The following is a 14,474-nucleotide window of genomic DNA, read 5'->3' on the forward strand; positions in this document are numbered from 1 at the left end:
TTTTTATTGGCTTTAATTTTGCCCGGCAAGAAAATATTTAAAGGAAATAGTACAAAAGGGGAAGAATAATTTAGTAAATTGGTGTTTTGAACGCAGATAAGGTTCTTTTTCTGAAAAATCTGCAATCAGTCAATGTTCTTTAGTCTATTAACTACAAACTAACCTAATAAAACGAATTAACTTATGAAAGTAACAATAGTAGGCGCCGGTAATGTAGGTGCTACGTGTGCTGATGTGATTTCTTACAGAGGTATTGCCAGTGAAGTGGTACTACTTGATATTAAAGAAGGTTTTGCCGAAGGCAAAGCAATGGACATAATGCAATGCGCTACAACTACAGGGTTTAATACCCGTGTGTCGGGCAGTACAAATGATTTTTCTAAAACTGCGGATAGTGACGTTGTGGTAATCACGTCGGGTGTGCCAAGAAAGCCGGGTATGACCCGTGAAGAGCTTATTGGTATCAATGCAGGTATTGTTAAAGGAGTGGCAGAGAATGTGCTTAAGCATTCGCCTGAAGCGATTATAGTAGTAGTATCTAACCCTATGGATACGATGACCTATCTAACGCTGAAAGCGACTGGTGTGCATAAAAACAGAATAATAGGAATGGGCGGGGCGCTTGATAGTTCGCGATTTAAATATTATCTTTCTAAAGCGCTTGACAGGCCGTCTAACGATGTGCACGGAATGGTTATAGGTGGGCATGGAGACACGACAATGATACCGCTTACAAGGCTTGCATCTTACAACGGAAGCCCTGCATCTGATTTTCTTTCTCAGGAAGTATTAGATAAGGTTGCTGCTGATACAATGGTGGGAGGTGCCACTTTAACAGGCCTGTTAGGAACTTCTGCGTGGTATGCGCCGGGAGCCTCTGTGGCTTATCTTGTAGATAGTATCCTTAACGACCAGAAGAAAATAATAGCGTGTTCTGTACTGCTGGAAGGCGAGTATGGGCAGCAGGATATTTGTCTTGGGGTGCCATGTATTATAGGAAAAAACGGTATAGAGAAAATAGTGGATATTAAGCTCAATGACAACGAAAAAGCACAGTTTGCAAAGAGCGCAGACGCTGTCAGGGCTATGAATGCCGACCTGAAAGCGGTGCTTGCTTAAAGCAAACTACCAGTAAAATAAGGGGACTGCCATTGGCAGTCTTTTTTTTATGATATAATTAGTAAATAAATTGGTTAATCCTATCGTAAATTATATATTTGCTCGTTTTAAAAAAATTGGACATAATTAATTTTTACAAATAATGCAGAATAAGGGACTCATTAAGTTTTTCGCAATACTATTTGCGTTAGTGTGTATTTACCAGCTTTCTTTCACATTTGTTTCAAATGGCATCGAAGATGATGCTAAGGCGCAAGCCAATGGCGACTCTGACAAAGAGTTTGCTTACCTTGAAACAATGAAGGATTCAGTTGTGTATCTTGGGTATACATACGATGAAGTAAGAAACAAACAAATCAACAAAGGTCTCGACCTTGAAGGTGGAATTAACGTAATGCTTGAGATATCTGTAAAAGATATCGTAAAAGGCCTTGCTAATAATTCTAAAAATCCTGTTTTCAACAAAGCTTTAGACGAGGCTAAAAAGAACAGACAGGGTAACCAGGACTATCTTGATGCGTTTTTTGTTGCGTTTGAAAAAGAGTCTAACGGTTCTGTAAAACTTGCTTCACCAGAATTATTCACTAACAGGATAATGGGTGATGCGGTTAACATAAAAATGACTGATGACCAGGTTAAAGCAGTTATAAAGAGAAAAGTAAGCGAGTCTATTGACAGTGCTTTCGGTGTATTAACTGAGCGTATCGACAAATTTGGTGTAGTACAGCCAAACATCCAGAAACTGGGTGAAACAGGCCGTATAATGGTAGAGTTACCGGGAGCTAAAGATATTGACCGTGTTAAAAAACTTTTACAGAGTACAGCTCAGCTTGAATTCTGGGAAGCTTATAAAATCAACGATCTTCAGGGGTTCCTAATGGGAGCTAACGAAATACTTAAAAAAACAGAGAAAGCTGAAGTTAAGACGGCTGAAGCTCCTGTAGCATCGCCTACAGATACGCTTCTTACTAACAAAGCTAAAGATTCTGCTGTTACTCCTGCTAAAGGTGCTAATCCTTTATTCGAAAAATTAACTCCGGGTCAGGGTGGTCCAATCATTGGAATCGCTTCTGTAAAAGATACTGCTAAGATTAACAGCTGGTTAAGAAGAGACGATATCCGTTCACTTCTTTCAGGTGATCTTCGTTATGCACGTCTTGCATGGGGTAAAGAAGATGTTAAGAAAGCAAAAGGTATCCTTGAGCTTTACGCACTTAAAACAAACAGAGAAGGTACTCCTGATCTTGCAGGTAATGTAATTACAGGTGCTAACGCTACTTTTGACCAGTTTGGCAAGCCATCTGTAGATATGCAGATGAACAGCCATGGTGCTCAGGTTTGGGAAGAAATGACAGGCAAGGCATACAGAGAGCAAGGTTATATTGCTATAGTTCTTGACAACGTTGTTTATTCTGCTCCGGGAGTATCTACAGGTCCTATTGCAGGTGGTAACTCTCAGATTTCAGGTGCTTTTGACGTAACTGAAACAAAAGATTTAGCTAACATCCTAAGAGCTGGTAAACTTCCTGCATCTGCTGACATCGTTCAGTCTGAAGTAGTAGGTCCGTCATTAGGTCAGGAAGCTATTGATAACGGTATCCTTTCATCTATTGCAGGTTTACTTCTTGTATCGCTTTGGATGGTTGTTTATTATGGTAAATCAGGTTGGTATGCTAACGTAGCCCTTTTAGTTAACGTACTATTCCTTTTTGGTATGCTTGCAAGCTTAGGAGCTGTATTAACACTGCCTGGTATCGCTGGTATCGTATTAACTATCGGTACTGCTGTAGATGCAAATATCATCATCTATGAGCGTGCTAAAGAGGAATTGCGCCACGGAAAAACGCTTGATGAGGCTGTTAAGATCTCTTACAGCTGGAGAGGTGCGATGTCATCTATTACCGATGCAAACGTAACGCACGTTCTTACAGGTTTAGTACTTTTAATATTTGGTACAGGACCGGTTAAAGGTTTCGCAACTACACTTCTGTTAGGTATATTCACTTCATTGTTCACATCGATCTTCATTACTAGATTAATGCTTGACTGGAGTATCAGAAGAGGAGACAAACTTACATTTGTAACGCCATTATCTAAAAACTGGTTTACAAACTTCCATTTTGATTTCCTTGGAGCGAAGAAATTTACTTACATATTCTCTTCATTGGTTGTTGTTGTAAGCTGTGTATCTTTCTATGTGAACGGTCTTGACCAGGGTATCGACTTCGTAGGAGGTAGAACATTCCAGGTTAAATTTGAGAAACCGGTTTCTGCTGAAGATATCAAAAATGAACTTGGAGAAGTATTCCATCAGGGAGTTGATGCTAAAGTGTTTGGTAACGATTCTCAGTTAAGAATTACGACCAAATATAAAGTTCAGGAAAATACTGTTGAGGCTGATACAGAGGTAAATAAATTACTTTTTGAAGGTCTTAAAAAACACTATGGTAACGATGTCACTTATGAGCAATTCGTAAATACATACGAAGGTAAGAAAATTGGTATCATGTCTGCTTCTAAAGTAAGCGGTGTGGTAGCAGATGATATCAAGACTAACTCTATATGGGCGGTTCTTGGTGCAATGTCTATCGTGTTCATCTACTTAATGGTAAGTTTCAGAAAATGGCAGTACAGCTTAGGTGCTATCGCGGCAGTTGCCCATGACGTTATCTTTGTACTTGGTCTATACTCTCTTCTTTACAAATATATGCCATTCCACATGGAAATGGACCAGCACTTTATCGCGGCGATACTTACGGTTATCGGTTACTCGATGAATGATACGGTTATTGTATTTGACAGGGTAAGGGAATATCTAACGGGCCAGACTAAAGGTAGTTTTGAAGAGATCGTAAATACATCGATCAACACAACCATGTCAAGAACAATCAATACATCGTTAACGATGATCCTGGTATTAGGTATCATGTTTATCTTTGGTGGTGATTCTATCCGTGGATTTATATTTGCAATGCTTATCGGTATTATAGTAGGTACTTATTCTTCATTATTTATCGCTACACCTGTACTTGTAGATACAATGCCTAGAAAAGATAAAGACCTGATTGTGAAACAACACAACGAAGATGTTAAATAATATCTGTTAAATTATACTAAAACCTGCCTGTGAAAATGGGCAGGTTTTTTTTATTTTGCTTTTTTGCATACTCAAAAAAGCATATATTCGTTATCATTTATAAACACAGACAACAGCCTTAGGGCGTATTTTACATCTAAAAGAAATCTTTTTAAGAACATGACAAACTTAATTTTCTTACTTCAGGACACCCTTGCCGTGGCAAAAGATGCGCCTGTTGATGCCGCAGCAGCGAGTACGGAACAATCTATGAATTTCTTTTCTATGCTGATGAAGGGCGGGGTTATGGTAGTGCCTATCCTTATCCTTTTATTTTTTACGCTGTATGTTATTATTGAAAGGGCATTGTTTATCAGTAAAAAGAGTAAGGAAGATGCTAACCTTATAAACGATATCCGTTACGAGCTTAATTCGGGCAGGATAGAGGCGGCCCAGATAAAAGCCAGCAAAGCCGGCACGGCTTACGGAAATATCCTTGAAAGTGGAATTTCGTTAGTAGGCAGGCCGTTAAGCGAGATTGAAGGTATGATGGAAAAAATGACTAACGTCGAAATTGGTGAAATGGAAAGGAAACTTGGCTGGTTAGGTCTTGTGTCGGGTATTGCGCCTATCTTAGGATTCATCGGTACCATTTCAGGGGTAATCAAGATATTTTATACCATCTCTATAACTGAAAATATTAGTATCGGAAGTATATCAGGTGGTCTTTACGAAAAAATGATCAGTTCTGGATTAGGGCTTATCGTAGGTGTTGTAGCGTATTCAGGTTACCACTTTTTTAATATGATGATTGACGGTTTCGGACTTAAGGTTCAGAAACAGATAATACAGTTTGTTAATGTAATTACAACAGGAAAATAATGAGAGTAAAGAGAAATAAGCGTTTTCATGCAGAAATTGCAGCCTCGGCATTAAGCGACATTATGTTCTTCCTGCTGTTGTTCTTCCTTATCATCTCTACATTGGCTAACCCTAACGTTATTGACCTGGCGCTGCCTAAAGCAGACTCTAATAAAACTACTGATAAAGCGCACGTTTCCATTTCGGTAACGGCAGACAAAAAGTATTTTATAGATAAAGAACAGGTGCCGTTTGAAGAACTTGAGGGTACACTTATGGCGAGAGTAAGCCAGAGTGGAGATAATGTAGTTATCGTCAGGCTTCCTAAAGAACTGCTGGTGCAGGATATGGTAGACATCCTTCAGATAGGACAAAGGAACAAACTGAAGTTTTCTATAGCCACTACTAAATAATACAGCCATGGCTTTTAAACTAACAGAAGAAGAAAAAAAATCGCTGGTCATTACTGTTTTAAGTTTTGCCCTGCTTTTGATTGCTTTGATCTTCTTTAAATATACGCAGAAAAGCGACCTCGTTGACCTCTCCGAACTTGAAGGCGGCGGGGGCGGGGGCGGTGTGACTGTTAACTTTGGTGATAGTGATGTAGGCTCTGGTGCAGATTTTAGAAGCGAAGTGCTTAATGTTACGGAAAAAGTGAAACAGGTACCTCAGGCAGCTACTCCGGCAGATGAAGAAGAGATCGTGGCAAGCGATCTTGATGACGCGCCTGCGGTTGTAAAAACAAAGCCAATAGAGAAAAAAGAACCTAAAAAGGTAGAGACTAAACCGGTTTCGGTAAAAGCGCCGCCACACCCTTCTAAATCGACATCAGACGCATTGGCAAATCTTCTCAACGGAAATAACAAAGGCGGTGATGGTGATGACGGTGTAGCGGGAAATAAAGGTAAACAAGGCGGTGATAAAAACTCAGGAAGCTATTATGGCGACGGTGGAAGCGGAGGAGGGTCCGGTGGCGGTAACGGTTCCGGTAACGGAATAGGAACAGGTCCTGGTTCAGGTAGCGGCTCCGGCGGCGGAAGCGGTGCAGGCCGTGGTACGGGTGTTGGTAATTACCAATTGGGTGGCAGAAAAAATCTTAACACTCCAAAGCCACAATACCGTTGTAACGAAGAAGGAACTGTTGTGGTCCAGATTACTGTTAACAGGAGTGGTAAAGTTATAAAGGTGGAACGAGGAAGGGGAACAACAAATGCTGCCCAGTGTCTTTTTGACCAGGCTAAAGCTGCCGCTTTTGATACCAAGTTTGATAGCAGTGACTCAGCTCCTGAAACACAGGTTGGTAAAATTATTTACAACTTTAAATTGACTGATTAATTTTATTTAGGATTTATAAAAACAAACAGCCCCTGCAACGCAGGGGCTGTTTGTTTTTATAACTAAAATATTTTACAAGGTTTCTGTTCTGTTCTTTGCTGTAAACACCAGGTAGAATCCGGCTAGTATAAAAGGGATGCTGAGCCATTGTCCTGTAGATAGCAGCGGATTTTCGCCTTCTATACCACCCTGACTTTGTTTTACGAACTCCACTGCGAAGCGTACTGCCCAAAGCAGTGTCAGGAAAACGCCGAATATAAGACCGTGTTTTTTACGGGCATCGGTTTTCCAGTACATAAGATATACTATGGCAAATACGAAAATATAGCCGAATGCTTCGTATAACTGTGCAGGATGCCTAAATGGTATTTGTTCAAGGATATGGGAGAATTGCGGTTGGGTAGCTAACATTTCGTAAGCCTTATTTACATCGGTTTGTCCGGTTATTTTTAGTACCTCACCTTCACTCATAAAATCGTCATCACGTAGAAACCGCACTGCCGTAGGAATATTCTTTGATGTTTCATCTCCAAGTATTTCTGAGTTTACAAAGTTTGCGATACGTATAAGTATGCCTCCACTTGTAACTGGTATTGCAACTCTGTCGAGCACCCACAAGAAAGGACGGTGAATGACCTTGCGGCTGTACCATACCATTGCTAAAACAACACCTATTGCTGCTCCGTGGCTTGCAAGACCTCTAAAGCCAGTAAACTCAAATTTTGGATTAAAGCTGAAGGGAAGGAAAACACTAAAAAAATCCTGTTGAAAAAGTTCCGACTGATAAAAAATGACGTGTCCCATTCTGGCGCCGATCATGGTGGCTATAAGGGTGTACATGAAAAGCTTGTCCAGTTTCTCTATTGTTTCGCCTTCGCGGACGAATATACTTTTCATTATGAACCATCCTAAACCAAAGGCGGCAACCCATAAAAGGCTGTAGTAGTGTAGTGTTATGAAGCCGAGATCTATCCCTTTTGGGTTGTTCCATGTAAAGCTTAAAGCGTATAGCATTAGTAAGTGATTATGATTTTGGTAAAAATAGGCAAAAGCATGCGGATAGGGAAGGAATACCTACTATTAAGGTACAAAAAAAACCGCCTTTAGGCGGTTGATATTATAAGGTTTCAGTCCTCTTGTTCGCGGTAAGTATAAGATAGAATCCTGCGAGGATAAAAGGTATGCTCAGCCATTGGCCGGTTAACAGTATTGGGTTTTCGCCTTCAAACCCTCCCTGGCTTTCTTTTACAAACTCTACAAAGAAACGCACAGCCCAAAGAAGTACAAGGAACACTCCAAATATGAGTCCGTGTTTTTTGCGTGCATCTGTTTTCCAATACATATAATATATAATTGCAAATACAAATACATAGCCAAAAGCTTCATATAATTGCGCAGGATGCCTGAATGGTATTTTTGCAAGTATATCTGCAAACTCCGGATTATGTTCAACGGCTTCGTATGCTGCATTATAGTCTTTGATGCCTGTTTGCGTTATAACGTCGCTTTTGCGTAAAGTATCTTCACCACGGACAAATTTTATTGCAGTTGGCACATCTGATGTGGTTACGCTGCCTAATATTTCGCTGTTAAAGAAATTGCCAAGCCTTACAAATATACCTCCGAAGGTTACCGGGATAACAACCCTGTCCAGCATCCATAGAAGGGGGCGGTGGATTATTTTTTTGCTATACCATACCATTGCTAAAATAATTGCGATGGCAGCGCCATGGCTTGCCAATCCGGCAAATCCTGTAAATTCAAATTTCGGGGAAAAACGAACTGGTAGCAATATCTCGGCCGGATGCTGGCTAAAATAGTCCCAATCATAAAAAAATACATGCCCAAGTCTCGCACCAAGAAGAGTAGCTATTAAGGTATAGATGAATAGCTTGTCTAATTTATCTGTTGATTCGCCCTCGCGATCATAAATCTTTTTCATTATAAACCATCCCAGTCCAAATGCGATTACAAAACCAAGGCTGTAATAACGCATCATAACCGGACCTAAATGAAAGCCTTCCGGCTGATTCCATATAATGCTTAAACTGTGGATCATATATATGTTTTATTAGTTGGTGTAAATTTAAATAAATGTATGAATTTGGAAAGTCAAACGAGATTAATTAATGATTGTGATTGCAATTTCTTTCGGGTACAGGGTCATAGCCACTGCCTCCCCACGGGTTGCAGCTTATTATACGTTTAATACCTAACCGGCTTCCTTTAAAAAGGCCGTGTATTTGCAATGCTTCAATGGTATATTGAGAGCAGGTAGGAGAGTAGCGGCAAGCAGATGGAAGTAAAGGCGATATTACTATCTGGTAAAAGCGTACTAATGCGATGAAAGGTGATGTAAGTATTCGCTTTAGCATCTATAGTTTTAATTTAATGAAAAAGTAGTGCCTTCTTTTGAGTCTTTCAGTTCAATCCCAAGATCAGTAAGTTTATTCCTTATTTGATCTGATAGTGCAAAATCCTTGTTTGCACGTGCTTCGTTTCTCATAGCTATAAGCATATTAACTACGCTTTCAAGTTTGTCGTTACCCGCTTCACCTGCAACTTCGTCCTTAAGTCCTAATATATCAAATACAAAAGCATTAAGTGCTTTGCTTAATGATTCAATATCTTGGGTATTAAGTGTTTCTTTGCCTTCTTTGAGGAGATTTACATATTTAACGGCCTCGAATAATTGAGCAATTAATATTGGGCTGTTAAAGTCATCATTCATTGCATCGTAGCATGATTGTTTCCATGCGGAAATGTCAATGCTTGAATTCGCAGATGCTTGTATTTCCTTAAGGTTTTCTATAGCTTCCATCAGGCGGTTAAAGCCTTTTTCCGCTGCTACAATCGCATCATTCGAGAAATCCAACACACTTCGGTAGTGTGCCTGCAACATAAAGAAACGCGTTACGGCAGGACTGAAAGGTTTACTTAGCTTATCGTTATTACCGGAGAATATTTCTCTGGGCAGGATATTATTTCCTGTAGATTTAGACATTTTCTTACCGTTAAGGGTAAGCATATTAGCATGCATCCAGTAATTTACAGGCGACTGACCTGTGCAGGCTTCGTTTTGCGCAATCTCGCATTCATGGTGTGGGAACTTAAGATCCATTCCGCCGCCATGTATATCAAAGTGATTACCAAGGTATTTTGTACTCATTGCAGTGCATTCAAGGTGCCATCCGGGAAACCCGTCTCCCCATGGTGATGGCCAGCGCATAATATGTACAGGTTCTGCTTTTTTCCAAAGTGCAAAATCCTGTGCATTGCGTTTTTCGTCCTGACCGCTAAGATCACGGGTATTAGAAATCATATCCTCTAAATTTCTACCGCTTAATTTTCCGTAATCGTGGGTTTCGTTGAATTTGACAACGTCAAAATAAACGGATCCGTTAGACTCGTAGGCATAACCATTTTCAATGATTTGCTTAACGGTTTCTATCTGCTCGATAATATGCCCTGTCGCAGTAGGCTCTATGCTTGGCGGAAGGTTGTTGAAAAGCTCAAGAATCTGATGAAAATCTACAGAATATTGTTGTACAATTTCCATTGGTTCCAGTTTTTCAAGCCTTGCTTTTTTTGCGATTTTATCCTCGCCTTCATCAGCATCATCTTCGATATGGCCAACGTCTGTAATATTACGCACGTAGCGTACCTTAAATCCCAAATGTTTAAGGTATCTAAAAATCAGGTCGAAAGAGATAAAGGTTCTACAGTTTCCTAAATGGACATTGCTGTATACGGTAGGACCGCACACATACATTCCCACAGCGCCATCGTGCAGTGGAACAAATGTTTCTTTTTCGCCACTTAAGGAATTGTAAAGCTTTAAAGCCTGATTTTGGTATAGATGCATATTTATTAGATTGAGGACTTAATGTATGATTTCAAAGATATTTAAAACTGTGTATCCAGTTTAATATAATCTAAAAATTCTCTTCTTACATTTTCGTCTTTGAATTTTCCGCCGAACTCCGAAGTTACAGTGCTGCTTTCGATATCACGTATACCACGGGAATTAACACAAAGGTGTTTTGCATCTATTACACAGGCAACGTCTTCAGTGTTTAGAACTTTTTTTAATTCTTGTACAATTTGTATCGTTAATCTTTCCTGTACCTGTGGCCTTTTTGAAAAATAGTCTACGATACGGTTCATCTTCGAAAGACCTACAACTGTGCCATTAGATATATAGGCAACATGAGCTCTCCCAACTATCGGGAGAAGATGGTGTTCGCATGTAGAATAAACTGTAATGTTTTTTTCAACAAGCATTTCACCATACTTATATTTATTTTCAAAAGTCGATGATCCTGGTTTTTTAGCAGGATTAAGCCCTCCAAATATTTCCTTCACAAACATTTTTGCAACGCGGTTTGGAGTGCCTTTAATACTGTCGTCATTAAGATCCATGCCTAAAGTTGTCAGGATACTCTCTACGTCCTTTTTAATTGCAGCAATTTTATCGTCATCGCTAAGTTCAAATGCGTCAGAACGTAAAGGTGTTTGTGCGCTTGTACCTATGTGGTTTTCCCCAATTTCGTCTCTGTTGTCGTCGTTGTGCACCATTATATATAGTATGTTATATAGTGTATGTAAAAATTTAGAGTGCAAAGATAACCATAAAAGTTGATTTTGAATTATTGAAGACAATGCCATTTTCGGTTTAATCTAAAATCTTCCATTTAATAACATACATAAATAATTTCTTAGTGCGGCATCTGATAAAATATTTTACAGAAGAAAAATTAAATAAAAAAATATAACTTTTTTTGCTATTAGGGGTAGGGAAAATGTTAATAGAACTGTTATTGTATAAAAAATAAAACTTTTTTAGTTTTGTTGAATCTATTTTGTGTAATTTTCGCGTTTCAAAAAAAAATAGCCCAATGAATAACAAGTACCTATTGTTGCTGCTTCTTAGCATTTTTGGTTTTAGTAGTTACTCACAGCAGGGACCGGCAGTTCCTACTGTAACTATTGTACCGGGATCGCCTATATGTAATCCCGGTGATTGTACTGAATTAACCGCGAGTTACTTCGATACAGGAGAAACATCATCTTATACAGTGCAATCAATTCCATTTAATCCGCCTTACTCTTTCTCCGGAGCGAATGCGAATGTGATTCCAGTAATTCAAGATGATTTCTGGTCCGATATAGTCGATATATTTCCGTTTTGCTTTTATGGTCAGCGGTTTGATAAAATTCTTATAAATGCTAATGGCGCGATTACATTTAGTATAGCTAACATAGTTCCAGGGGGACAATACGTACCGGGTTCTTCAGTAAATTGGCAATTAAATGGAACACCTATTCCGACTGCAGTTGGGGGAGGAGCTGTTACAAATATGTCTATTTTTGGCGTGCTTCAAGATACAAATCCTGCTGATGGGGCAAATGCAAGTGATCAAAGTATCAATTGGGAGGTTTTTGGTACTGCCCCGAATCGAGTTTTTATATTCAATATTTATAAAACAAAGCATTTTGCTTGTGGTTCAAGTCCTGATCAGACTAGTCAGATGGTTTTGTATGAAACGACCAATATTATTGAAGTTTATATAAAAGACAGGGGAGTTAGTGCTGGTTGTACTTGGAATGGTAATGGTAAGGCTGTAGTGGGGCTTCAAAAAGATACTACTACAGGTATTGCAGCTCCAGGTATGAATAATACCAGTTTTACGGCTAATAATGTTGCATGGCGTTTTAAACCTAATGGGCCTAGTGTTGTTTCTTTTGATTGGTTTGATGGTGCTACTTTAATTGGTACTGGAAATCCATTGCCTATTTGTCCCGCAGTAGATACTAACTATACTGTGAATGCAAAATATACTATGTGTGATGGTTCTCAGGTTACTGTAACGGATGATTATTTATATGAAGTTCCGGATCCTCTGCCTATAAATGATATTGGAGAAATTGTATTGTGTGGCGACCAGCCATCTTTTACAGTTGATCTTACTGAAATAAATGATGAAGTTCTCAATGGACTTGACCCTGATCTTAATATGTTGACTGTTTATCTTGACGAAGCCGCCCGGGATGGTAATTATAGTGCCATGACCTCTTCTGAAATGATGAATTTTACAATTAATCAGGGCGAAGAATATACAATCTACGGTAGAATAGAGGATTATATGACTGCTTGCGTAACTACATTTGAATATGTGGTTAAAGTTGGTGTTCAGCCAACCGCAACCGAACCGGCCGATATGCAGGTTTGTGATACGGGTGCTGATAATATCGAAGTTTTCGATCTTACAACTAACGATGCTACAATTTTAGGGACACAAGATCCAGCTGATTTTGTTGTTTCTTATCATACAACTTTGGCAGGCGCAAATGCAAATGATAACTCAATTGCGGATGCTTCAGCTTTTAGTTCTGGAAATGCGACTGTATTTGTACGAGTAACTAACACTGCTAATGCGGATTGTTTTAAAGTTATTTCTTTTGACTTGATAGTGACGCCGTCGCCTTCTGTAGTCGCTCCTGCTGATGGTTTCGCATGTAGTAATGTAGGTTATACGCTTCCTGTCTTGACGTCGGGTAATTATTACACCGGCCCTGGTGGGACTGGTACTCAGTTAGCGCAGTCTTCAATTGTTACCACATCGCAGACAATATATGTTTATGCACAATCTGGTACTTTGCCAAATAATTGTTCTGCTGAAGATAGTTTTGTGGTGACAATATATCCATCACCTGATGTTCCTGAGATGACAGATATTCAGGCATGTGAATCTTATGAACTTCCTGCTCTTACAACAGGTAACTATTATACGGGTGCCGGAGGAACAGGTACTTTGCTGCCAGCGGGTACTATTCTTACTACAGATCCTGCAAATACAGGTGCTACCGTTCATAATGTTTATATTTATGCAGTGACTGGCGATGCAACAACAGTTTGTAGTGATGAGTCGGATTTTGTGGTGACTTTATATCCGATACCTACTGTAAACCCCGCAACTCCACTAGAAGAGTGTGCAGACAACTTTGACGGCTTTGCGTATTTTGATTTGACCCAGGCAGGCGCAGAGATCCTTAACGGGACGACAGGATTATTAATCACCTATCACGAAACTCAACTTGGTGCAGAATTCGGAACAAATCCAATTCCAACGCCAGCAAATTATCATAGTATTAATGGAACTGTGTATGCAAGCGTTCTTCCTCAGGGTAGCACAACCAACTGCCGCACAGTAGTTCCTATCCAGCTGATAGTAAACCCTAGGCCTGCAGTTCCTGTGATGACAGTTTATGCGTTATGTGATGACGACACGGATGGTTTTGCTGAGTTTGACCTTACAACAAAAGATGCTCAGGCCAATGGCGGCGATGCCACATTAACGGTAACCTACCATTTAACCCAGGCCGATGCCCAGGGCGGGCAGAATGCCATTACCCCGGCCAATGCCTACAGTAACACAAGTGCAGGCCAGCAGCAGATCTGGGTTTCTGTGACCACAGGTTTTGGCTGCCGCAGCGTAGCGCCGTTAACCTTAAGGGTAAACCCTCTTCCTGTACTTAACCCTGACCCGAATGCCTTTATCGCTACCGAGTGTGAAGAAGTGCCGGGCGAGGCAGAATTCCATTTAGAAGAGATCGCGCAGGCCATAGCAGGCGGGGCGCCAAACTATACGGTAACCTTCTATGAGACATTGGCCCAGGCCGAATTTGGAGGCACCGATTATTTAAACACGCCTTACCTTTCTGGAGCAGGCTTCATTTATGCAAGGATCGTAGACGATATCACGGGCTGTTACACTACCCATGAAGTAGAGCTAAGGGTAATCCCTGCGCCAATCGCTACACCGCCTGCACCAATACAGGAGTGTGACTTCAACAACGACGGCTATGCCAGGTTTGACATGACAGACGCGATGGATGCCATAGAAGCAGCCCTTGCCGATGTAGCGGTTACCGCTTATGAGACCCCTGAGGATGCAGAGCACAATGTGAATGCCATCCCTAACCCTGATGACTACACCAATGTAGACCAGCATGTACAGACAATCTACCTAAGGGTACAGTCAACACTTACCGACTGCTACGACATTGTAACATTACAGCT

The 14,474-nt window shown here is 40.3% G+C and carries 11 protein-coding genes; 6 read left to right on the top strand and 5 right to left on the bottom strand.

The window, feature by feature from the left end; all coding sequences use genetic code 11:
- The first annotated feature begins 183 nt into the window (after positions 1-183).
- The 5 genes from R1T16_RS07145 (at position 184) to R1T16_RS07165 (ending at position 6,391) form a co-directional block, all read left to right on the top strand.
- A complete protein-coding gene (locus tag R1T16_RS07145; RefSeq protein ID WP_317500414.1) occupies positions 184-1,119 on the top strand; it encodes a malate dehydrogenase in 936 nt (311 codons plus the stop codon).
- 142 nt (positions 1,120-1,261) lie between these two features.
- Positions 1,262-4,216: a protein translocase subunit SecDF gene (gene secDF, locus R1T16_RS07150; RefSeq protein WP_317500415.1), complete on the top strand. Its 2,955-nt coding sequence runs from the start codon at positions 1,262-1,264 to the stop codon at positions 4,214-4,216.
- A 159-nt stretch (positions 4,217-4,375) separates the two neighbouring features.
- Positions 4,376-5,077, top strand: coding sequence for a MotA/TolQ/ExbB proton channel family protein (locus tag R1T16_RS07155; RefSeq protein WP_317500416.1), 702 nt, complete (start codon positions 4,376-4,378; stop codon positions 5,075-5,077).
- Positions 5,077-5,469 (top strand): biopolymer transporter ExbD, encoded by a 393-nt coding sequence (locus tag R1T16_RS07160; protein ID WP_317500417.1) that lies wholly within the window; start codon positions 5,077-5,079, stop codon positions 5,467-5,469. The genes R1T16_RS07155 and R1T16_RS07160 overlap by 1 nt, the downstream gene beginning before the upstream one ends.
- A 7-nt stretch (positions 5,470-5,476) precedes the next feature.
- Positions 5,477-6,391 carry an energy transducer TonB gene (locus tag R1T16_RS07165; protein WP_317500418.1) on the top strand — a complete coding sequence of 305 codons (915 nt, stop codon included), beginning with the start codon at positions 5,477-5,479 and terminating at the stop codon, positions 6,389-6,391.
- 72 nt (positions 6,392-6,463) lie between these two features.
- Here the strand turns inward: R1T16_RS07165 and lgt (R1T16_RS07170) are convergent, their stop codons facing one another.
- The 5 genes from lgt (R1T16_RS07170) to folE all read right to left on the bottom strand — a co-directional run bounded on the left by lgt (R1T16_RS07170) (position 6,464) and on the right by folE (position 10,969).
- Entirely contained in the window at positions 6,464-7,405 is a 942-nt protein-coding gene (gene lgt, locus R1T16_RS07170) for a prolipoprotein diacylglyceryl transferase (protein WP_317500419.1), read from the bottom strand.
- Positions 7,406-7,508: 103 nt separating this feature from the next.
- A complete protein-coding gene (gene lgt, locus R1T16_RS07175; protein WP_317500420.1) occupies positions 7,509-8,450 on the bottom strand; it encodes a prolipoprotein diacylglyceryl transferase in 942 nt (313 codons plus the stop codon).
- Between the two features lie 67 nt (positions 8,451-8,517).
- Entirely contained in the window at positions 8,518-8,766 is a 249-nt protein-coding gene (gene yidD, locus R1T16_RS07180; protein WP_317500421.1) for a membrane protein insertion efficiency factor YidD, read from the bottom strand.
- A gap of 8 nt (positions 8,767-8,774) precedes the next feature.
- Positions 8,775-10,256, bottom strand: a complete 1,482-nt coding sequence (gene cysS / locus R1T16_RS07185) for a cysteine--tRNA ligase (protein ID WP_317500422.1) — start codon at positions 10,254-10,256, stop codon at positions 8,775-8,777.
- A gap of 41 nt (positions 10,257-10,297) precedes the next feature.
- Positions 10,298-10,969, bottom strand: a complete 672-nt coding sequence (folE, locus tag R1T16_RS07190; protein ID WP_317500423.1) for a GTP cyclohydrolase I FolE — start codon at positions 10,967-10,969, stop codon at positions 10,298-10,300.
- A gap of 320 nt (positions 10,970-11,289) precedes the next feature.
- Between folE and R1T16_RS07195 the strand changes: the two genes are divergently transcribed.
- The coding region (locus R1T16_RS07195; protein WP_317500424.1) for a hypothetical protein at positions 11,290-14,474 on the top strand (3,185 nt) is incomplete at its 3' end.

Origin of the sequence: Flavobacterium sp. DG1-102-2, from assembly GCF_033042555.1 — a bacterium.
Classification (GTDB): Bacteria; Bacteroidota; Bacteroidia; order Flavobacteriales; family Flavobacteriaceae; genus Flavobacterium.

Coding starts and splice junctions, on each gene's coding strand:
- cysS (WP_317500422.1), bottom strand. CDS start 10,256: ATGCATCTATACCAAAATCAGGCTTTAAAGCTTTACAATTCCTTAAGT.
- R1T16_RS07155 (WP_317500416.1), top strand. CDS start 4,376: ATGACAAACTTAATTTTCTTACTTCAGGACACCCTTGCCGTGGCAAAA.
- folE (WP_317500423.1), bottom strand. CDS start 10,969: ATGGTGCACAACGACGACAACAGAGACGAAATTGGGGAAAACCACATA.
- R1T16_RS07165 (WP_317500418.1), top strand. CDS start 5,477: ATGGCTTTTAAACTAACAGAAGAAGAAAAAAAATCGCTGGTCATTACT.
- lgt (WP_317500419.1), bottom strand. CDS start 7,405: ATGCTATACGCTTTAAGCTTTACATGGAACAACCCAAAAGGGATAGAT.
- R1T16_RS07160 (WP_317500417.1), top strand. CDS start 5,077: ATGAGAGTAAAGAGAAATAAGCGTTTTCATGCAGAAATTGCAGCCTCG.
- yidD (WP_317500421.1), bottom strand. CDS start 8,766: ATGCTAAAGCGAATACTTACATCACCTTTCATCGCATTAGTACGCTTT.
- lgt (WP_317500420.1), bottom strand. CDS start 8,450: ATGATCCACAGTTTAAGCATTATATGGAATCAGCCGGAAGGCTTTCAT.
- secDF (WP_317500415.1), top strand. CDS start 1,262: ATGCAGAATAAGGGACTCATTAAGTTTTTCGCAATACTATTTGCGTTA.
- R1T16_RS07145 (WP_317500414.1), top strand. CDS start 184: ATGAAAGTAACAATAGTAGGCGCCGGTAATGTAGGTGCTACGTGTGCT.